Annotated in this window: 23 protein-coding genes; 15 read left to right on the forward strand and 8 right to left on the reverse strand. The window is 45.2% G+C overall.

The features are described 5' to 3' along the window. Position 1: 1 nt before the first annotated feature. The 3 genes from fliP to J4N40_RS23455 are packed head-to-tail and all read right to left on the reverse strand — an operon-like array spanning position 2 to position 1,965. A complete protein-coding gene (gene fliP, locus J4N40_RS23445) occupies positions 2 to 760 on the reverse strand; it encodes a flagellar type III secretion system pore protein FliP (RefSeq protein ID WP_005375037.1) in 759 nt (252 codons plus the stop codon). Between the two features lie 18 nt (positions 761 to 778). Continuing rightward, the gene (gene fliN, locus J4N40_RS23450) at positions 779 to 1,150 is read right to left on the reverse strand and encodes a flagellar motor switch protein FliN (protein ID WP_005375038.1); all 372 of its coding nucleotides are present in this window, start codon (positions 1,148 to 1,150) and stop codon (positions 779 to 781) included. After that, on the reverse strand, positions 1,147 to 1,965 hold the full coding sequence (locus J4N40_RS23455; protein WP_005375039.1) for a FliM/FliN family flagellar motor switch protein: 819 nt from the start codon (positions 1,963 to 1,965) through the stop codon (positions 1,147 to 1,149). The genes fliN and J4N40_RS23455 overlap by 4 nt, the downstream gene beginning before the upstream one ends. A gap of 379 nt (positions 1,966 to 2,344) precedes the next feature. Between J4N40_RS23455 and J4N40_RS23460 the strand changes: the two genes are divergently transcribed. Genes J4N40_RS23460 through fliJ form a run of 8 tightly spaced genes read left to right on the forward strand, consistent with a single transcriptional unit; the run spans position 2,345 to position 10,368 of the window. Then, positions 2,345 to 3,364, forward strand: coding sequence for a MotY family protein (locus J4N40_RS23460; RefSeq protein ID WP_170889966.1), 1,020 nt, complete (start codon positions 2,345 to 2,347; stop codon positions 3,362 to 3,364). After that, entirely contained in the window at positions 3,364 to 4,695 is a 1,332-nt protein-coding gene (locus J4N40_RS23465; RefSeq protein ID WP_017820535.1) for a sigma-54 interaction domain-containing protein, read from the forward strand. Before J4N40_RS23460 ends, J4N40_RS23465 begins: the two co-directional genes overlap by 1 nt. 15 nt (positions 4,696 to 4,710) lie before the next feature. Beyond that, positions 4,711 to 5,067: a flagellar hook-basal body complex protein FliE gene (gene fliE / locus J4N40_RS23470; protein WP_005375045.1), complete on the forward strand. Its 357-nt coding sequence runs from the start codon at positions 4,711 to 4,713 to the stop codon at positions 5,065 to 5,067. A 3-nt stretch (positions 5,068 to 5,070) separates the two neighbouring features. Then, positions 5,071 to 6,822, forward strand: coding sequence for a flagellar basal-body MS-ring/collar protein FliF (gene fliF / locus J4N40_RS23475; RefSeq protein ID WP_005384024.1), 1,752 nt, complete (start codon positions 5,071 to 5,073; stop codon positions 6,820 to 6,822). After that, the gene (locus J4N40_RS23480; RefSeq protein ID WP_005375048.1) at positions 6,791 to 7,804 is read left to right on the forward strand and encodes a flagellar motor switch protein FliG; all 1,014 of its coding nucleotides are present in this window, start codon (positions 6,791 to 6,793) and stop codon (positions 7,802 to 7,804) included. Before fliF ends, J4N40_RS23480 begins: the two co-directional genes overlap by 32 nt. Before the next feature lie 4 nt (positions 7,805 to 7,808). Then, complete coding sequence (gene fliH / locus J4N40_RS23485) at positions 7,809 to 8,564, forward strand: flagellar assembly protein FliH (protein ID WP_005375050.1); 756 nt, start codon at positions 7,809 to 7,811, stop codon at positions 8,562 to 8,564. After that, positions 8,557 to 9,903: a flagellar protein export ATPase FliI gene (fliI, locus tag J4N40_RS23490; RefSeq protein WP_005375057.1), complete on the forward strand. Its 1,347-nt coding sequence runs from the start codon at positions 8,557 to 8,559 to the stop codon at positions 9,901 to 9,903. Before fliH ends, fliI begins: the two co-directional genes overlap by 8 nt. A 24-nt stretch (positions 9,904 to 9,927) precedes the next feature. Then, positions 9,928 to 10,368, forward strand: coding sequence for a flagellar export protein FliJ (gene fliJ / locus J4N40_RS23495; RefSeq protein ID WP_005384016.1), 441 nt, complete (start codon positions 9,928 to 9,930; stop codon positions 10,366 to 10,368). 16 nt (positions 10,369 to 10,384) lie between these two features. Here fliJ and J4N40_RS23500 read toward each other — a convergent pair whose 3' ends face one another. Both J4N40_RS23500 and J4N40_RS23505 read right to left on the reverse strand, forming a co-directional pair. Next, positions 10,385 to 11,443, reverse strand: a complete 1,059-nt coding sequence (locus tag J4N40_RS23500) for a S1 family peptidase (protein ID WP_025768593.1) — start codon at positions 11,441 to 11,443, stop codon at positions 10,385 to 10,387. 73 nt (positions 11,444 to 11,516) lie between these two features. Next, positions 11,517 to 12,410: a LysR substrate-binding domain-containing protein gene (locus J4N40_RS23505; RefSeq protein ID WP_033906699.1), complete on the reverse strand. Its 894-nt coding sequence runs from the start codon at positions 12,408 to 12,410 to the stop codon at positions 11,517 to 11,519. Between the two features lie 128 nt (positions 12,411 to 12,538). Here J4N40_RS23505 and J4N40_RS23510 point away from each other — a divergent pair, with 128 nt between their 5' ends. From J4N40_RS23510 to J4N40_RS23535, 6 genes are all read left to right on the forward strand, one after another. Continuing rightward, the gene (locus tag J4N40_RS23510) at positions 12,539 to 13,462 is read left to right on the forward strand and encodes a DMT family transporter (protein WP_033906700.1); all 924 of its coding nucleotides are present in this window, start codon (positions 12,539 to 12,541) and stop codon (positions 13,460 to 13,462) included. A gap of 99 nt (positions 13,463 to 13,561) precedes the next feature. Then, the gene (locus tag J4N40_RS23515) at positions 13,562 to 14,008 is read left to right on the forward strand and encodes an SRPBCC family protein (RefSeq protein WP_170889967.1); all 447 of its coding nucleotides are present in this window, start codon (positions 13,562 to 13,564) and stop codon (positions 14,006 to 14,008) included. Between the two features lie 83 nt (positions 14,009 to 14,091). Next, on the forward strand, positions 14,092 to 14,844 hold the full coding sequence (locus J4N40_RS23520) for a phosphatase (RefSeq protein WP_005375066.1): 753 nt from the start codon (positions 14,092 to 14,094) through the stop codon (positions 14,842 to 14,844). A gap of 156 nt (positions 14,845 to 15,000) precedes the next feature. Further along, positions 15,001 to 15,390 (forward strand): cytochrome b562, encoded by a 390-nt coding sequence (locus tag J4N40_RS23525; protein ID WP_053307932.1) that lies wholly within the window; start codon positions 15,001 to 15,003, stop codon positions 15,388 to 15,390. Positions 15,391 to 15,608: 218 nt separating this feature from the next. Further along, entirely contained in the window at positions 15,609 to 15,968 is a 360-nt protein-coding gene (locus J4N40_RS23530; protein WP_063344780.1) for a hypothetical protein, read from the forward strand. 151 nt (positions 15,969 to 16,119) lie between these two features. Then, positions 16,120 to 17,559: a PepSY-associated TM helix domain-containing protein gene (locus J4N40_RS23535; protein ID WP_250654556.1), complete on the forward strand. Its 1,440-nt coding sequence runs from the start codon at positions 16,120 to 16,122 to the stop codon at positions 17,557 to 17,559. Between the two features lie 51 nt (positions 17,560 to 17,610). Here J4N40_RS23535 and gloA2 read toward each other — a convergent pair whose 3' ends face one another. The 3 genes from gloA2 to J4N40_RS23550 form a co-directional block, all read right to left on the reverse strand. Then, positions 17,611 to 17,994: an SMU1112c/YaeR family gloxylase I-like metalloprotein gene (gene gloA2 / locus J4N40_RS23540; RefSeq protein WP_005375080.1), complete on the reverse strand. Its 384-nt coding sequence runs from the start codon at positions 17,992 to 17,994 to the stop codon at positions 17,611 to 17,613. After that, a complete protein-coding gene (locus J4N40_RS23545; RefSeq protein ID WP_170889969.1) occupies positions 17,987 to 18,916 on the reverse strand; it encodes a LysR family transcriptional regulator in 930 nt (309 codons plus the stop codon). The genes gloA2 and J4N40_RS23545 overlap by 8 nt, the downstream gene beginning before the upstream one ends. A 77-nt stretch (positions 18,917 to 18,993) precedes the next feature. Beyond that, on the reverse strand, positions 18,994 to 19,467 hold the full coding sequence (locus J4N40_RS23550; RefSeq protein ID WP_170889970.1) for a hypothetical protein: 474 nt from the start codon (positions 19,465 to 19,467) through the stop codon (positions 18,994 to 18,996). A 551-nt stretch (positions 19,468 to 20,018) separates the two neighbouring features. Here J4N40_RS23550 and J4N40_RS23555 point away from each other — a divergent pair. Then, positions 20,019 to 20,702 carry a spondin domain-containing protein gene (locus J4N40_RS23555; protein WP_005384002.1) on the forward strand — a complete coding sequence of 228 codons (684 nt, stop codon included), beginning with the start codon at positions 20,019 to 20,021 and terminating at the stop codon, positions 20,700 to 20,702. Positions 20,703 to 20,706: the final 4 nt, after the last annotated feature.

Consider the following 20,706-nt stretch of genomic DNA (forward strand, 5'->3'; position numbering starts at 1 on the left):
GTTAACCGAAGCTGGCAGATAAGGTGCCAACTGTCATTGCCCAACCATCCACGAGTACAAATACCACCAACTTAAAGGGAAGTGAGACAATTAAAGGTGATAGCATCATCATACCCATTGCCATCAGGACACTGGCGACAACCAAGTCGATGACCAAAAACGGGATGAAAAGCATAAAACCAATTTGGAAGGCGGTTTTTAGTTCACTAATGACAAATGCAGGCAAGACAACGGCAAATGAAATATCCTCAACGTTTTGGTCGAGAGGCTCATTGGCAATACGTAACATTTGTTCAAGAGAGCTTTGGTGCGTCTGTGCCAGCATGAACTCTCTCACTGGTTTCTCTGCAACAGAAAAAGCCTGTATTAGCGTGATTTCGCCGTTGTCGTATGGCTGAAACGCATTTTCATAAATATCGCTCCAGACAGGGCGCATAATCAGTAACGTCAATGCGAGAGCGATCCCGACCAACACTCTGTTAGGTGGGCTTTGTTGAAGACCAAGAGCTTGGCGCAAAATCGCAAGGACAACGACAATTCGAGTAAAGCTCGTCGCCATCAAAATAAATGCTGGAAGAAAACTGAGCGCCGTCATCAACAACAGAATTTGCAGTTTAACGCTGTATTCTTGTTGTGTGTCGCCATCAGAAACGGACAAGATAGTTAAGCCGTTGTCAGCCGCCATTGTTGGGAAAGCAAACAAAAGTGACACCAATACCAAAAGAGGTAACCAACGGTGCCAAGCGCTCAGATTTTTCATTGTGATGCCTACCTAAGATTATTGACCAACGCCACTCAATGCAGAGTCATGTACATCGATCAGACGAAGTCCATACTTATCATTGACAACGACAACTTCAGCGTGGCCCATAAGAGAACCGTTTACTTTCACGTCTAAAGGCTCGCCATTGAGCTTTTCCAACTCGATAACCGTGCCTTCACCCGCTTTCATTAAGTCCCCAAGTGGGATCTCCTTACTCGCAACTTCCAGCGTGACTGTGACAGGAATGCTTTTGAAAAAGCTAAGGTCACGTTCCGCAGTGGCTGGTTCTTGTTGGAGCGTATCTTCGGCTTCAAAGTCTTCTAATTGAAAATCATCAAAGTTCAGTTCTTCTGCGTCGAATGCATTAGTTTCTAGCGCTTCGCTCATCGCTGCGGTTCCTTATCAGGGTTAAAGATCAAAACAAGTTGGCCGTCTTGCTCGGCAATACGACCTGTAAATAGAGATTGGTTGCCAATGCTTACTGGAACCGTGTTAAGAAGCTCAATAGGTAAAATATCGTTGGGTTGTAAGCCAACCACATCACTTAAAGGCATCTTCTTTTTACTTAGAACAACGTTCAGTCGAACGGGGGTCGTCTCTAAAGAACGACAGAAAGGTTGAAACAAATCGGTATCAGGTTGCAGTTCAAGCTGCTCGATCAGCGTTTGAATAAGATGACCATCTAGCTTGAGATGAATTGAGCCTTGATGATCGTCAAACGCAATGTTTAATTGAACGTTAATGCCAATTCCTCTAGGGGTCTCATACTCACCCGTGTCCCACATTTCACCAGGAGCAAGCCAACCGATGATGATTCGACTGATGCGCTCTTGTAAACGTAAGTCACTGGCCGTCAGAGTAGCGGCTGAACGCTCTGCACTTGCACCATAAAATCTATCAGCCAACTTTATTAGCGTGTGAGGGTTACCATGGATGAATACCATGCCGCCTTCCTGATGTTGATAGGTCGACGTTTGCTCTTTGTCCATCTCAACCGATGTAAAGCGGTGCAAGTCTACTGAGGTTAAGCTAGCTTCCACTTTTCCTGTGCTGAGCCAATTTTGTAATTCAGTCGTAAGGTTTGAGCAAGATTCTGAAATTAAATTATCGAGCTTCTCACGAATGATATGAATAGGTTTGCCTAATAATTCTACATCAAGTAGTTGACTATCAGAAATAGGCTCGCTAACTCTATTTTCCATTTATATTTTACCGTGCGTTAACAATCGAAAGTGTTTTAACTTAATGGCGTGTAGTCTACACAGAAATTTTAATGATCTTTTAGCTCCAAACTCTAAGATTGTGACTTTAGTTCACATGTTGCTTTGTTCATATAGTCATAATCTTTTAATGAAATTTAAAAAGAGTTAGTTTTCTTTATAAATCGCTTAATAAATAAAATAACAATGTTGAGCGTTTTAGTTGTTATAGATTTTTTAAATTGCCTTTATGGCGTAACAACAACTTCAAACAAATAAATTATAAGATACTGTTTTTTATGCTTAAAGTTTCCATTGGAGGCTAAGCGTGCTCTCTTGAGCGTTTTGTAACCAATTTTAATATTCAGAATAGGTAATTAAAATGATTAGCTATGCCAGTTCTCTCGGCTTGGTGGCATATTTAATTAAACGGTTTAAGTCATGGGAATGTAAGATATACATGAATCATGTCCGTTTGATAATTTGTAACACAATTATTGTTATCAGTTTTATTTTTTCAAAAGTGTCATATTCAGAAGAAGTCTTAACAATCCCTATGGACCTCTCTAAATGGACATATGAGGGAAATAAATTCAAATGCAACTTGTTGCAATCAAATAATGACTATGGGAAGTTTTATTTCCTAGCGGAACCTAATAATAAATTCTATTTTATTTCCGATATAGAATATGAAAACAATAAATGGAAAACGATTGCTTTAACAACTCAAAATGCTCCTTGGAGTAATGAGCTTTATAGAAAAGAATTTGGCTCCCTTGAACTTACTAAGCCGTCTCAGCGTTTCATCTTTAATAAAGGCGCTGAAGAATTCATGGATTCAATTGCTTCGGGTAGTTGGGTGACGCTGTCACTTAAAGGAAGTAATGCTTCCTCTGTTTCAGAGATTGTGATTCCTACTCTTCAAATTCAAAACGCATTGAAATCATTTAATGCGTGTCGCGCGCGATTGCCTAAATTGTCTTTTTCAGAGGCAAGGGATATGGCGCTCTCATTTGAGTTTGGTCAGAAGACGTTAAGTCGTGGACAGAAAGCAACACTAGAAGCGCTGTATAGCTATGTATCTGTGGATGATCGAGTGACCAAAATCCTCATCGACGGTCACACCGATAACGTTGGTTCAAGTTTAACGAACCTTTCTGTGTCACGTACTCGAGCAGAGCAAGTCACCAATGCTTTGATTGAGCTTGGGGTCGACGAGTCGATGATCGAAACACGAGCTCATGGTTCACGTTACCCAATTGCCAGCAATAACTCGGTTAATGGTCAAGCAAAAAACCGACGTGTCACCCTGCGTTTAGTGAGGGACAACGAGTATACGGCTACGAAACACCACCCAGATCTACAATCACAAAATCAACAAACGAAAGTTAAGGTTCAATGATGACGAAAACGAAAATTTTGTTGGTTGAGCCAAATGAAGCTCTTGCTCAACCAGTATTGGATGTGTTGCAAAATGCAGGTTACACCGCGAAACACACTCGTACTGGTCGAGGCGCTTTGCTTGAAGAGCGAGCAGAAATCACTTTAGTGAGCTCTACGCTGCCGGATATGTGTGTTCGTGAGTTTGTCGCGTGTCACCAAAAGCAGCGAAATTCGGGTGTTGTTATTGCGATTGTCGATCAAGAACAAGGCATCTTGGCTGCTGAGACGATGAAAGCGGGCGCTACTGATTATCTATTACGCCCATTTGAATCTAATCAGTTGGTTAATCTGCTTAAACGTGTTGAAGCGTTAGGTAAGCCAATGGCCAACATTGTTGCGGAGTCTTGGAGAAGCAAACAAGTTCTGCAATTGGCGCATCGTGCAGCATGTACTAACGCGAGTGTGCTTATTACAGGTGAATCGGGAACGGGTAAAGAAGTGCTGGCGCGATATGTGCATGAGCACTCTCCGCGTATCAATGGTCCATTTGTGGCGGTTAACTGCGCCGCCATTCCAGAGTCAATGTTAGAGGCTGTGCTATTCGGTCATGTAAAAGGCGCGTTCACCGGAGCGACAAATTCTCAAAGCGGTAAGTTTGAAGAAGCAAATGGCGGGACGATTCTGCTTGACGAGATTGGTGAAATGTCACCTGCGGTTCAAGCGAAATTGTTACGCGTCCTTCAAGAGCGTGAAGTAGAACGTGTTGGTAGCCATAAAGCCGTTCAGCTCGATATTCGTGTTATTGCGGCAACCAACAAAGACTTACGTGAGGAAGTTCAAAAAGGCACGTTCCGTGAAGATCTTTATTATCGATTAGATGTGCTGCCTCTGCACTGGCCGCCTTTGCGTGAAAGAAAAGAGGACATTCTACCAATTAGCCAATTCTTTATTGAAAAGTATCAAGATAGCAGCCGCTGTCACCTATCCCAAGATGCGATTAGTGCGCTGAGTCAGTATCACTGGCCGGGCAATATTCGTGAGTTGGAAAATGTCATTCAACGCGCTTTGGTCATGCGTCATGGTGATTACATTACAGCCCATGACCTGATGCTGCCTATTGAGCTTGTCGCGTCAGTTCCTACAGCAGAGCCAACTGCAAGTTTTGGTCATGTAGAAGCGAAGAAGCAAGCTGAATATCAGTTTATTTTGGAAAAGTTACGTCAGTTTGGTGGAAACCGAACGAAAACCGCAAACGCGCTTGGAGTCTCTACTCGAGCGCTACGCTACAAGCTCGCAGCAATGCGAGAACATGGTATTGATTTACAGTCGGCACTAGGCTCGGCTGCCTAATAGGAGAAAAAATAGATGGCAAGTCAACCTACTCATGCGGTCTCGGCAGAGCAACTTATGTTGTCAAAAATGCAGGCGATGCAGGCACAAGTGCAGCCGCCAGAGTTTATCGTGAGTGCAAATCCTTTAGATCAACAATCACTAAACGCACCTTTATCGTTCTCACAAGCGATGACAAATGTGTTGGATACAGTGAATCAACATCAATCAGTGGCTAGTCAAAAAATGACGGCCGTAGAAACAGGAAAAAGTGATGACCTAGTTGGTGCAATGGTCGCGAGCCAAAAAGCCAGCTTGTCCTTTAATGCTTTGATGCAAGTGCGCAACAAAGTCGTGACCTCATTTGAAGATATTATGAAGATGCCGGTGTAATTCATGTCAGAACTAACCCCCCAAGTCGCCGGAAACACAGCTATGGCTACCGGCACAGCACAGACATTTTCTACTGCCAACGGCATGGACGATGTGACAACGAAGCTGAAGCAAATCTGGTCTAGCAGTCAGAGAAACTTAGTGCTATCTGCGGTGTTAGCTGCGATTGTTGCAGCGATTATTGTGGTTGCACTATGGAGTTCCTCGCAGAGCTTTCGTCCGCTCTATAGCCAGCAAGAGCGTTTTGATATCGGCGAAATTGTGTCGGTATTAGAAAGCGAAGGCGTAAGCTACCGCATGCAAGAGCAAAATGGACAAGTTCTTGTACCAGAAGGTGAGGTTGCGAAGGTGCGCATGTTGCTTGCATCAAAAGGTGTTAAAGCTAAGCTGCCGACAGGTTTGGATTCGCTCAAGGAAGATAGCTCTCTTGGTACGAGCCAATTTATGGAAACAGCGCGTTATCGTCATGGTTTAGAAGGTGAGTTAGTACGTACTATCATGTCTTTGAACTCAGTAGCGAACGCGCGTGTTCATTTAGCAATACCTCGTCAAACTCTATTCGTCCGCCAAAACAGTGAGAATCCTTCAGCATCTGTCATGCTTGAGCTCAAACCTGGTGAAGACTTAAAGCCTGAACAAGTTGAAGCGATCATTAACCTAGTGGTCGGCAGTGTCACGGCAATGAAGCCAGAATTTGTTTCTGTCATTGACCAGTATGGCCGTCTTCTTAGTGCGGATGTCGCTTCTGCGGAAGCCGGCAAAGTAAACGCGAAATATCTTGAATACCAGAAGAGTGTTGAAAAACAGATCATCCAACGCGCAGCAGATATGCTTACGCCGATTGTGGGGCCGAGTAACTTCCGCGTACAAGTCGCTGCCGATCTGGACTTTAGCCAAGTTGAAGAAACACAAGAAATTTTGGATAACGCGCCGGTTGTGCGTAATGAGCACACCATTCATAACAACTCGGTTGATCAAATTGCGTTGGGTGTTCCTGGTTCTCTAAGTAACCAACCGCCAGTGACAGGATCTGGTGAAGTGGAAACGAACGATAGCCAAAACACGAATGCGCGATCTGAAGTGAATCGTCAATATGCTGTAGGTAGTAGTGTTCGTCGTACTCAATACCAACAAGGCCAAATAGAAAAGCTTAGTGTCTCGGTTCTGTTGAACTCCAAAGCTTCGCCAGATGGTGTGGCGTGGAGTGAAGCCGATAAAGAGCAAATCTCAAACATGATCATGGATGCTGTTGGTATCTCTGCCACACGAGGTGACAGCTTAAGTTTAATGAGTTTCAACTTCACCCCAATCGAAATTGATGCTCCTCCTGCACTGCCGTGGTGGCAAGACCCTACAGTACAGCAGCCAATACGCTACGTTATTGGTGGCTTGTTAGGCTTGGCGATGATCTTCTTCGTACTGCGTCCATTAATCATGCACCTAACTGGCGTTGATAAACCTGTGCCTGAGCTAAATTTTGCTGAGCCTCAGGAAGAACCTGACTACGAAAACTTGCAAACGCGTGAAGAACGCGAGCATGAAGAAGTACTTGATCGCCGCCTATCTGAAAAAGGCATCTCAGCCTCTTCAGGTTTAGATGTAAACAGCGACATGCTACCACCAGCAGGTTCGCCATTAGAAATTCAATTGAAACACCTACAGCTTATTGCTAATGAAGAGCCAGAGCGCGTAGCCGAAATACTGAAACAATGGGTAAACATCAATGAACACAGTTCTATCAAAGCAGACGCTTAGTTATGTTGAACAAACCGCGCTCGTGCTATTAGGCATGGGCGAGGATGCCGCAGCGAAGGTTTTGCAACACTTTAGCCGTGATGAAACCCAGCGTGTGACTCGTGCAATGGCGAAGTTAAATGGCATTAAGAGCGATTCTGCTCGTGGTGTTATTCAAACTTTCTTTGAAGATTTCCGTGAGCACAGCGGTATTCGAGGAGCCTCTAAGGAATACCTATCTAATACATTGCGCAAAGCGTTGGGTAACGATTTGGCAAAAGGGTTATTAAATACCTTATATGGCGATGAAATTCGCAACAATATGCAGCGCTTACAGTGGGTGGAAGCAGAAACTCTCGCTCGTTTCATTGTGAATGAGCACCCACAAATGCAAGCAATTTTTCTAGCGTATTTGCCAGCGGACAGCTCTTCAGCGGTATTGAAGCACTTGCCACAAGATTACCATGACGAAATATTGTTCCGTATTGCTCAATTGCAAGATATCGATCATCAAGTTGCCGTTGATTTGCATGAACTCGTTGAGCGTTGCATCGAAAAAGTATCCGCAAGTCAAAGCACGCCGTTATCAGGTGTTAAGCAAGCAGCAGATATCATTAACCGCTTTGAAGGTGACCGTGGTTCATTGATGGAAATGCTGAAGTTGCATGATGAAGATGTTGTTAATGCAATCGAAGAAAACATGTTCGACTTTATGGTTCTTGGCCGACAACGCGAAGAAACTATGGACATGTTGGTGCAGCAAATCCCGCTAGAGTTGTGGGCAGTTGCGCTAAAAGGTTCCGATATTACCTTACAACAAGCTATTAAGCGTTCAATGCCGCAACGTATGGTGAAAGCGCTAGAAGATGACATGGACGCACGCGGCGCTGTTGCGTTAAGTCGAGTTCAAAAAGCACGTCAAGACATCATGCAAATGGTACGTGAGCTGGATGAATCTGGTGAAGTTCAGCTGCTTCTCTATGAAGAGCCAACGGTGGAGTAAGGTCATGCTAGAGACAAAATCAAGTACTATGCGATTGCCTCCGAGCGGGTATCGTTTACACCGTTTTCCGCCTTTAGCGCAACCTAAGACTATCGAAGACGAATTCGGGCTAGATAACCAAGGCTGGCAAGAACCTCAAATAGATATCCAACAGCAACTTGAAGAAGGTTTTCAACAAGGTTTGCAACAAGGACATGAGGAAGGCTTACGCCAAGGCATCGAACAGGGCAAGCAACAAGGTCTGTTGGAAGGCCAAAAAGAAGGTTTCCAAAAAGGCTTTGTTTCCGGTGAGCAGTCTGGAAAGCAAGGCTTTTTGGAGGCGGCGAAGCCTGTCAATGAACTTTTTCACGCCCTTTCTCGTTGGCAAGATGAAAAAGAACAGCAACAACGCCATATGATTTGTGAACTGGTACAAAAGGTAGCTCAGCAAGTGATTCGTGCCGAGCTCACTTTAATGCCTCAGCAGATCCTAGCTTTGGTGGACGAGACATTGTCTGCCATGCCTGGTAAAGCGGAAACAGTAACTGTGCATTTAAATCCGCAAGATTTAGAGCGCATTACTCACATCAATGCTGATTTGCCGCAATCTTGGAAACTGGTCCCTAATACGGAGCTTCCTATTGGTGGCTGTCAGTTAGTGACTGATGACGCAGAAGCGGATGCGAGCTGCGACTCTCGTTTGGAAGCCTGTATGGACAATGTAAAGCAACACCTTTTGGATGAAGTCAGTATTCCACAGGTAGAGTCTGAGCATGAGTAATACCCTAAGCCATGAACTATTAAGTGAGCGTTTGAGCGAAGCCTTGGCTTCGCTCGATTCAATCCCTGTTGCTCGCGTAACAGGGCGATTGATAAAAGTAAACGGCTTAATGTTACAAGCCGTAGGGTGTCGGTTTAAGCTTGAGCAGCGTTGTCTCGTAGAAACCGCGGAAGGCGATATGATCGAAGCGCAAGTTGTGGGCTTTGAACACACTATTGCTTACCTCATGCCTATCCGCCGTTTAGGCGGTCTGTTTGCAGGTGCAAAAGTCATCCCTCTTGATGGTGACAGTACCGTGCAGCTAAGCTCTCAGTGGTTAGGACGCGTACTGAATGGTTTAGGTGAGCCGTTAGATGACGGGGCACCGCTTAAGGGGGGTGATCGAGTTTCACTTGAACCAAAACCGATTAACCCACTGAAGCGACGCCCAGTTGATACGCCACTCAACGTAGGCGTGCGAGCGATTAATGGACTATTGACGGTAGGCAAAGGCCAACGTATTGGTTTGATGGCTGGCAGTGGCGTCGGTAAAAGTGTGTTAATGGGGATGATCACCAAAAACACGGAGGCCGATGTAATTGTGGTCGGGCTTATCGGTGAGCGAGGCAGAGAAGTACGTGAGTTTATCGAGAGAAACTTAACCCCAGAAGCGCGCAAGAAAGCGATCATTATCGCGGCTCCTGCTGATGAATCCCCGCTAATGAGGTTAAGAGCGACACTACTTTGTCATCGCGTTTCAGAGTATTTCCGAGACCAAGGCAAAGACGTTCTACTTCTGATGGACTCTCTAACCCGATACGCCATGGCACAGCGCGAAATCGCTCTTTCGCTCGGTGAGCCTCCAGCTTCTCGTGGTTATCCGCCCTCAGTCTTCAGCGTGTTACCTCAACTCCTAGAGCGAGCGGGTAACAGTGAAAATCAACATGGTAGCTTAACGGCAATTTATACCGTATTGGCAGAAGGGGACGACCAACAAGATCCTGTCGTGGATTCCGCGCGCGCCATCTTAGATGGGCATGTCGTTTTATCGCGTCAACTGGCTGAGCAAGGGCATTATCCCGCGATAGATATCAACGCGTCTATTAGCCGTTGTATGAATACTTGTACGCAGGACGCACACAGCACGATTGCGAATAACTTCCGTCAAATGTACTCCAACTACCTTCAGGTTAAAGAGTTACTGCCATTAGGGGGTTATCAACCAGGACAAGATCCTGAGTTAGATCAATCTGTTGCTATGTATCCAAATTTGCGTGCATATCTACAACAAGCTGCCAACGAGTCTGTAGATTACCCAACCAGTTTGACCGAGCTCGCGCAGCTTTTTCAAAGTGCTTAATCAAATGGGAGTGACAAGGCTGAAATGAAATCCAAGTTAAAAGCCGTAGGCAAGTTACAGCAAATGGAAGAAAAACAGCGTGACCGTGTGGGTCAACAACTTGATGCCATGCGTCAGCGTCACTCCCATCTTTCAATGCAATTGGAACAGTTGTCGGCGTTGAAAGGCCACGCTGGACAATCAACCCGAACCGGCCCGACGCTGACGAGCGCGGCTTTGATGAACTTTAATCGTGTTGACCAAATGCTACAAAGAATGCTTCGTCACCACGAGCAAGAGCAAGCCGTTATGCAAGCGGAATGTGCATCTGTACAGAAAACGCTAGAACACAAGCACGCACGCGTTCAAGGGTTAGAAAAAGTGCTTGAACGTTGGCGTACTAAGCAGAACTATGAAAAAGCGAAAAAAGAGCAAAAGATGATTGAAGACATCATTAACTCTCGCGTTAAGCGCAAGATATTATGATGTCTTGTTGACGCTACTAGGAGCGCGAATAATTTCTGCGGTGTCTTAGCCAACCAAACCAGCCTCCAAGCATGATCAACCCTGATCCGAGAGCACCGCCGCCACTGCTGCCGTTGTTACCAAAGCCAGATGTGTTGGTATCGACAGGCTCAAAGCCAGAGTCCCCTTCGCTATGATAATCTTCCGAACTTGCTAAGAGGGCGTTATAACTGGTTTTTACACCTGAGCTGGTTTGGGTCTCAATCCATGTTGCATAGTTCAAAATCTCGGTAAACACACTTGGAATCGCAGCGGATTCGCAAACTGAAGAACCGTAGCTCACAATGCCAATTTGCTGATACATGCCATTATTGTCTTGATAGGTGAGAGGACCGCCTGAGTCACCACGACAGATGCCAGTGTAGCTTCGTTCAGGAAATCCATTCGCACATAAACTTTCCTGAGCGTTAAACCCTGTTACCAACGAAGCGCATTGGGTGTCGGTAAGGGGTTTTACTTCTGCCCAGCGTAAATAGTTAGGGGGGCTTTCATCATTGGTTGAGGTCTGACCTAAACCGAATATCTGATAAACTGACTTGCTGCTGTAGTCTCCAAAGTCTTGCGGTAAAGTGATGGATTGGACGTTATCGGTGATAGGTCTAGTCAATTCAAGGACAGCGATGTCATTAATCCATAAATCGCTAGGCACATAATCAGGATGAATCGTGATAGAGCGAACATCTTTGAATTCTTCAACAAACACGTCATTCATCGTAGGGTTTTTGACTAGCACTCGTAGATCGTTGATTGTCCAGCCATCAGTAAAAACGCTTGGTTCTACGCAGTGGGCCGCAGTTAAAATGAAGCGGTCGTTTACAATGGTTCCCCCACAAATATTGGCAAACTGATTAGCGCCAGTTTTATGTAGAATAAGACGTGCAAAAAAAGGAAGTTGGTTTTGGGTGGCCTGCTGACCCCCAATAATTGCCGTGGAGATCCCTTGTTCTGAAAGGCGGTTATCATTTTCTACTTCAGCGGTCGTACTCAAAGATACTGCAAAACAGAGTGCGCTTAGCCATATTTGATACTGCTTCATAAACCATCCTTGGATGAAAAGTGCTCTTCTAACTTTATACTAGTTTTTCAGTGAATGTGCTTAACAAAAGTTTCTAATAGTTGAATGATTGTTGTAGCCAAGATCGCAACAGATGAAACGATTCAAGCTTTAGCTTGTGTGGCGGGCATACAAAGTAAAGCTGTTGATGAGGATTAATGACGGGTTCACCCAGCTCGATTAGCTGACCATATTTGATGTCATCCTTCACAAACAAGCGATGAGTGACCAATAACCCCAAACGACGAGTTGTGGCCTGGACGGCTTGTATCGACATGTTAAAAGTGATTGGTTTTTTATTTTTAGGTCGCTGGATACCCGTCGCGTCCAGCCACACGTTCCAGTCATTTTTTCTTCGTTCGTTAGTAACTTCAATGATGGGATACTGCTTTAAGAGTTGAGTGATGTTTGAGTCCTTGGTCTTCGCTATCAATTCAGGACTGCACACCAAAACCAGTTCATCTTCACTGAGCTTTTCGCAGTAGTAATCCTGCCATTCTTCGGGATTTCCATGCACCAAGGCCGCGTCGATACCTTCTTGTTCTAAATTGAATCTGCCAGACAGGTTTGATAAACGAACGTCTAATTGAGGAGCAAACCCTTGTAAATCTGACATTCGAGGAATCCACCAGTGAAGAGCCAATGAATTCACCATATTGAGCGTAACACGCTGCAAGTTCTGATCTTGGATGAGTGCTTCCGTTGCATCGACAATTTGCTCTAAAGCGGGTGCCACCTTCCTGTAATACTTTTTACCGTCCGCGTTGAGTTGAACTTGTCTGCCTATGCGATCAAATAGAGGCTTGTTGACTTGACTCTCCAGCGATTTAATTGCCTGACTTACGGCTGAGTGGCTCACACTTAATATCTGTGCTGCTTCTGTCATGCTGCCAGACTCAGCTACTGCAACAAATGCGTAGATGGACTTTAAGGGGACTAGTTTCCGCATAATTTAAAAACCGTAGCTGGTGATAGATAAGTTAAACTGTAAGTTTTTCTTACATCAATGGTTAATATTACTCGCTATTTACGATAAGTGATGTCTTTTAAAATGCTCCATATATTAAGGAGTATTGAATGAATGCTGTAAATAAATCTATCCTTTTCATGTTGATGTCTACGTTAAGCTTATCTGTTACTGGACTGTTAGCAAAGCAGTTGTCAGGCGAACTTTCCGTCACACTATTTAGCTTCTTACGTTTTTTGGTGCCTGCGCTTATCTTGCTTATCTTACTTCGTGTGAAAAACCTTACCTTTCCTAAAGCGGGCACGCTAAAGCCTATTTTATTGCGTGCTCTTTGTATCGGTTTGTCACAACTTTGCTTTATCGCGTCATTACAAACGTTAACGCTCGTTGAGGGGGTCGTTTTGTTTGCTACTGGCCCATTATTTATTCCCTTGGTTGAAAAGCTGTTCATGAGGGGGCGCATTCGTGTTTCAACATTGGCGGCATTAGCAATGGCGTTCACTGGTGTGGTTATGTTGGCGGGCGGTGGAAGTGAGATCACATGGCGAGCGGATTTATTGCTCGGCTTGGCTGGTGGACTCTTCAATTCTGGTTCTCAGCTTACGTTATATAAAGTGAGTAAAACAAATATGTCGCCGCTAGAAATCAACTTTTGGGCGTTTGGTTTTGCTGCCGTATTTCTGTTGCCGCTAACTTTGTTTAACGACTTCGACGTGTTACTTAATATGAGTGTTATGGCGCCTGAGATTTCTTCAAATACGCTGTGGATCGGTATGATGTCTCTGATGATCATTAACACCCAAGTTTTTCGCTCCAAAGCATATAAACTGGCAAGCAGTGGCTCTCAACTTGCACCACTCATTTTTACTAACTTATTGTTCACTGCGGTTTGGCAGAGCCTGTTTTTTGAAGACCGAATGAGTCAAAGTCAAATTGTTGGGATGAGTTTAATAGTGCTCGCAATCATACTGAACACATGTTGGGTTCGCTTTAAGGCGCATCGCAGTGGCGGTTTACAAGCGAGAACTTCTTAGTCTGTCGGAAAATGAAGGGGGCAGGTAGATAAATTGGTCGTGTGGTTTGATTTTTCCTGAGTATGGGCTAGCGTCAAGAAAGGTTCAGGGAGAGAAATCATGCTTACGCTAAATTATTACGTCGAAATTTCGGCGACACCGCAACGAGTGTGGGAAGTGCTAACCGATGTTGAGTTGTATAAACGTTGGGCGCAAGCCTTTTCACCGCAGTCTCAATTTGAAGGAGCTTGGGAAGAAGGAGGTGGCATCACTTTTTTTGATCCAGATATGGGCGGGACAAGGGCGATCATAGATACGGTGCTACCCCTTCAAAAACTTGAATTTCATCATGTTGCCATTTTTAATCCGGATAATCGTCAACAACTCGATGCTGACCTAGCATCTAGGTGGATCGGATCGCGAGAGATCTACCAGATCGATACCAACAACGATCGTTTACTACTCAATGTTACCATTCATACTCACAATGACTTTGTTTCTATGTTTAATCACGGATGGGAAAAAGCCTTACCCTTGATAAAAGCCATTTGTGAAGAGCAAGCTTAGGGTTCTTGCTTATCTTGGGCTGACGATGCGTTGCCTGAAGGTATACAATAGCACGCAAGATAGCGCACCTAAGAGAGTGGATGATGGAATTTAAAGTTGATACCCATACACATACGTACGCCAGTGGTCACGCGTACAGTACCTTGATTGAAAATGCAAAGTTGGCAAAAGAGAACGGGCTGGATATGTTCTGCACGACCGATCACGCAGAATCAATGCCGGGTGCGCCTCATTACTGGTTCTTCTCGAACCAGAAAATTCTGCCTCGCTTTCTTGAAGGCGTTGCGATTATTCGTGGCGTTGAATCTAACATTATGAATACCGAAGGCGACATTGATATTCCACTGAGTGTGGACCGCAACTTAGATTGGGTGATCGCGAGTTTTCATGAACCCGTTTTTCGTCCTGCAAACAAGCAAACTCACACGGAAGCACTTGTTAATGTCATTCAGAGTGGTCGTATTGATGCGCTCGGTCATCTTGGTAATCCAAATTTCGACTTTGATTTTCAGACCGTTTTAGCGTGCGCGAAAGAGCACAATGTCGCGATTGAAATTAATAACACCACGCTGAAAGGCAACAGCCGAGTAGGCAGCGTAGACCGTTGCCACGAGATTGCACAAATCGGGAAAGATCTCGGTGTTTTCTTCACCACGGGCAGTGACGCGCATTTCTGTCACGATGTTGGTAATCTGGATTTGGTTGGAGAGTTAATGGACAAAGTGGGTATTGATAGCAAGAAAGTGATTACTCACACCGCTCAGCAGTTTTTGTCTTTCTTAGCTTTGAGAGGCCGTAAACCAATTGCAGAATATGACAGCATTCTCAACGCATAAACTTGATTACATTTAAGGTATGCACCCGACGCCAGATTGCTTTACACTGCGACCCGGAAATACTCAACTAAGCTAGTTTTTCGCCTCTTATGGCGTAGGTTATTTGGGTGAATAAAGCCGACACAGAATTCGGCACTATAAATGGAGAAGTGAAAAATGTTACGTCCTTTAGTCCTAGGGTGTGCGATTGCGTTTGGCTCAACATACGCAATGGCAGAAGCGGTTGATTTAAAACAAAACATGAAACAGATGAAGATGGAATTCAAACAGGCGGCGGAAGCGTCTGATGTTGAAACCATGAAATCTGCGATTGATAGCTTGCAAGCGATTGTTGAACAATCTAAGCGTGGTAATTACCCACCAGAGAAGTTTGATACTTACTTAGAAGGCTTTAACAAGCTGACGGTAACGCTAGATAAGATTGAAGCGGATCTTGATGCAGGCAAGCTACAAGAAGCAAAAGCTCAACTGCGTGAAATCGATAGTCTTCGTGAAGAGTACCACGGCAAGCGCAATCCAAGCATTTGGAGCAAGTTGTTCGGCTAATTATCTACTGAGCGGAGCATTTGCTCGTGGCAGTGGATTACGCGTTATCTCTAAGTAATGAATGAACACATTATCAGCCTGCCATTTCGGCGGGCTTTTTTGCGCCTGTCAATCGATGCATTCAAGAAAACTTGTGAGGTAGCAACCACTTATTGATCCTGTTTTTGAGCTACCACTCAGAATTGGTTACGCTGTGTGAAATTTGTTAAGTCACCGTTATGCGTAGATTAATTCCTTTTTACCGCTCGATGTTATTTGCTAGTGCTCTCAGTTGGGTGCTAGTGACGCTGATGCCTGTTATCAATGCTCATGGTAACAGCATGGGCGTGTGGGCGACGTTATGTACGCTTAACGGTTTTGAGTTGGTTCAAATAGAAGAGGGCGACAATTCTGTCAGCCACAAAGGTAAGCCTTGTCCTTTTAGCCACTTCTCGACTTTTCATCACGATACACTTCCAACGACACCAATACTCTCAAGACTGAGCTTGGTGATTTCTGACAGCTACGCTTATTTGGCTCTAAGTGTGCGATTTGAAACACCAGTTCCTCGAGCGCCGCCAGTTTCCCTTTTCTCATAACAAAAACCATAACAAGTAAAGTCACATAGCACTGCCACTTCGAGCAGTGGTACTCCCGAATCTAAGTCAATTAGCGCCGCATACGAATGTGTATGTGCAGGATGCGTTTGACTGAATTTGGGTGTTCAACAATGAAAAAAGGAAAATACACATGTTGAGAAACTCGGCAAAGCCTCAACTCAAGGAAGCCTCACGCGCAAAATCCATCTACTTTATGACGTGGCGATGGCACTTCTACGCAGGTTTGTTCGTCATTCCATTTATGCTGATGCTTTCCCTCACGGGATTGGTGATGTTGTTTGATGACGAAATCGAACTGACTCGATACGAAGCGACATTACAAGTTTCACCACAAGAGCAAATGGTTCCTGTCTCTGTACAATTAGAAACCGTAAAGCAGGCGTATCCCGATTTTAATGTCACTCAATTTGTACCTGCTAAAACGGCCGATATTGCTAACCGATTCTCGATTCAAAACCAAGAGGGCAGCTCGCTGATTGTTGCAGTAAATCCTTACACAGGAGACGTACAAGGCACAATTAACCGTAGTGATAGCATCTATGAACTGATGAACAGCATTCACGGCACGTTGCTCATCGGCGACCTAGGCGACCGTTTGATTGAAATCGCCGCAAGTCTGGGGATTTTGCTGTTGGTGTCTGGTTTGTACCTTTGGCTACCTAGAGACAACGCCAGCCGCGCCGGCTTTTTGAAAATTCGCCTTAACAATGGCCCTCGAATTTTGATGCGTGACCTGCATGCGAATTTAGGCGGTGTGCTATCAATTGTTCTGTTGTTCTTTTTGATTTCAGGTCTGTCTTGGGCTGGGATATGGGGCGCGAAAATGGTGCAAGCTTGGAATACCTTCCCGACCTATTACACATGGGGTGAGAAACCAGAGTCGACACTGACACACAAAGACCTGAATCATGGTGCATCAGAAGAGATGCCATGGAACTTAGAGCTTGCTGCTGTGCCTGAATCGAAAGACAAACCCGCTCATGATCATGCCAATATGAAGGAAGAGATGGCATACGCAGGCAACCATGATGCGCTCTCCATTGATGATATCATCCTCAAGGCTGAAATGTTGGGCTTCGCTGGCTATAAGCTGTTTTTGCCACGCTCTGAGACGGGCGTTTACACCGTTGCAGCTAACTCTATGGGCGGCGATATTCCCGACCCAAGACAAGATCGCACCAGCCACTTTGACCAGTATTCCGGTCGCTTGTTGGTGGATGTAACGTGGCAAGATTACAGTCTATTTGCCAAGTTTATGGCGGCAGGTGTGTCATTGCATCAAGGTGATGTGAGTATATTAAACAAAGTACTCAACGTAGTGTTCTGTTTGGCGTTCATCTTAATCTCAATCACAGGTGTGGTGATGTGGTGGATTCGTAGACCAAGTCGCAGTGCTGCATTGGGTGCGCCACCTAAGTTTCAGCAAGACGGTATTTGGAAGCTAGGCTTAGTAACGTTGGTGATATTGTGTCTGGCGTTTCCGATGGGTGGTTTGGCAATTGTTACGGTTCTCGCACTGGATTGGTTGTTGTTTAACCGCGTCGAGAAGCTGAAAACGGCGTTGAATTAGTAACAGACAAAGAATGGAATAGTAAAAGAGCCAGCGACGTGCTGGCTCTTTTTATTTCTGGTAAATCTCCAGCGGTAAGCCATCTGGATCTTGGAAGAAGGTAAAGGCTTTGCCTGTGAATTCGTCAATACGAATTGGCTCAACTTCAACGTCATTCGATTCTAGGTAGGCTTTTATTTGCTCAACATTATCAACCAAAAACGCGAGATGTCGTAGCCCTTGTGCTTCAGGAAAGCTCGGTCTCTCTGGTGCGCCCGGAAAGCTAAACAGTTCAACTTGGCTGCCGTCAGGTAAAGCGAGGTCAAGCTTGTATGAGTCTCTGGCTTCACGATAGTTTTCAGCAATGACTTTTAACCCCAACACTTCAGTGTAAAAGCGTTTTGACCTTGGGTAATCGCTGCAAATGATCGCGACGTGATGAATGGCATTAAACATGGTTAGTGTCCTCGGAGACTAAATGCTCCTTAACGAAGTCGATGAACACGCGCAGACGAGCAGGCATGTATTTGGTTTGCGCATACTGCATCGCGATAGCGCCGTGGTAGTTACTCTTGATCATCCAATCCGGCAATACTTCCACCACTTCCCCTTGCTCTAACGCGTCTTTGATCACGAAGTCATGGAAGATCCCAACTCCCAAGCCAGACTTAACCCCGTTCAAGCGCATTTGAGAGTGGTTGACGGCGTAGCGTCCACTTACTGCAATCGAATGAAAGGCTTCCTCTTTAAAGAACGACCAGATGTTGTCTTTGTCGTTCTCGGCAAGGTAAATGCAGTCGTGCTGCTCAAGCTCGGTTGGGTGCTCAGGCATACCGTGTTTGGTGAGGTAATCTGGAGAGGCACATAAAACGAGATTGGTCTTGCTGATCTCTTTGAGTACCAGATTCTCATCGGGTTTGTCGGTGAGCTTAAATGCGACATCAATTCCTTGGCGGAACAGATCGATCTCACCATCTGCTGCACGCAGCTTAAGCTGAATATTTGGATAACGTTCTAGGAATGGCAACACAAACGGTTGAAGCACCGAATTAAGAAATGCTTCAGGGGCTGCTACTGTGAGTGCGCCTGTTGGCTCAGCATGATCTTCCGCAGATAGCTCAACGGCTTGCTGCGCGGCATTCACCATTGCGATGCTTTGGTCGTAAACCTTTTGCCCAGCTTGAGTGATGATCAACTTACGGGTCGTGCGCTCAAACAGTTTGACCGAGAGGGCTTGTTCCAACCGTGTGATCAACTTACTTAAAGCCGATGGCGTTACGCCGAGTTGTTTAGCAGCAGCGGTAAAACTGCCTTCGTTTACCACCAAGATAAACGAAGCAAGATCAGGAAGTAGGGCTATGAGTTTTGGATTAACCATAATTGTTCAGTTCTTCGCAGCGGAATAACGATATTGTCTGGTACGGTTTCACGAGGTTCAAGTGTCACCGTCTCGCTTTAACGATATTTTGCCAAAAATGCATTGAGTACAGGCAAGCCAGATTCACCAGTATGGTATTGCTGCCAACAGTGATAAATGGCCGTTTCATGGTCTGCAATTAACTCGATAGCTTCTCGCTCAGCGATTGAATATTGTTGTGAAGCGTTCACTTCTTCATGCCACTCTCGATACTTAACCTCATAAGGCTCCACCCACTTCAGAAGAGTCGCCACCAACTCTTGCCATGGTAAACCAATCCACTTGGTTGCATCTGCCAAGCCTTTATCCAACATCTCTTGGTGTCGACTTTCGATATCCATGCCATTTGTCAGCAGTACAGGTTTGAGCTTTTCTGCGGTGAGTTCTTCCACTTCAATCAAGGTTTGCCACAGCGTTTGTTGTTCACTTTGGGCGTAATGGCTCAAGTAGTGGTTGAAAAAAGCGATGCCGTAGATTTCGCCATAGTAGGCAGACAGAACGTTATGAATCATGGTGAGAATCGTGATTTAAACAGAGAATACCGCATTGTAGGAGGGGAAAGCGCGAAGTGTAAATATCTGAATATACTCAAGTGACTTCAAGATACATGGTTCAGAGCGTTGTCACTGATTCAAGTTCAAGGAAAACAACGAAGCGGAATAGCGAGCTCTTTCCAAGTTGTTTGACGAAGAAATTGCTTCAGTGGCACGCTCCCGAAGGGCGAGTTGCCTTGGTTCGCATGCTTCGTTAACAATTTTCGATTTAGAACCACTAGATTTTCAAATTGTTGCCTCGCCTTCAAACCAAGTCATCCTCGCTGAACCAAGCATCTCGAGGTTACTTGAGTATAAATAAAAAAGTGCTGCTGACAGAATTCGAACAGAACTTGTGAGAATTTTATGAGAATTCGATGAAGTTGCTGATAGATTTGCTCGTCATTCTTAGAGGCAAGAACGCAAAACGTTCGAAACGTAATGCTTAACCTACTCAAGTCACGAACAAAGAAGTAAAGCCGTACAGATGGGCTTGGGTAGTTCAACCCTCATTAAAGGATGGAATCACAATGAAAAAACGTACCCAACTCGGACTCGTCATGACTTCAGTCGCTATGGCACTAGGCTCTGCATCAGTGAATGCGGCGGAATTGGAAATCACCGTGACAAACGCAACCAAAGGCATCTACTTTACGCCACTTATTGTTGCGGCGCATGGCTCTGATCTTCAAATGTTTAGAACGGGTCAAGCAGCAACGCCAGAACTAGAAGCAATGGCAGAAGGTGGTGATATCTCTGGGCTTGCTAGTGTGATTGGTAACGCTGGTGGTGCGGTGGTTGAGAATCCTGCTGGCGGCATTTTGAATCCGGGTGTTGCAACCACCTTCACCTTGGACAGTGGCGACCACGGTTATCTTTCTTTGAGCGCGATGCTGCTGCCAACCAATGACGGTTTCGTCGGTCTAGATAGCTGGAAGATTCCAACGGAAGCGGGTACATACCGAGCAACGCTAAGAAGTTACGATGCCGGTACAGAAGCGAACGATGAACTTGCGTCTAGCATGCCAAACCCACCTTTCATTACCTTTGGTACTGGCGGCACAGGCGTTGAAGCAACAGTAACTAACGATAAAGTTCACGTGCATCCGGGTAACCTTGGTGATAGCGATCCAACTGGCGGCATCAGTGACTTAGACAGCAGCAGCCATCGTTGGTTAAACCCAGTCGCAACCATCACAATCGTTGTGAAGTAAGGGG

The organism is Vibrio sp. SCSIO 43097 (assembly GCF_023650755.1).
GTDB lineage: Bacteria > Pseudomonadota > Gammaproteobacteria > Enterobacterales > Vibrionaceae > Vibrio > Vibrio alginolyticus.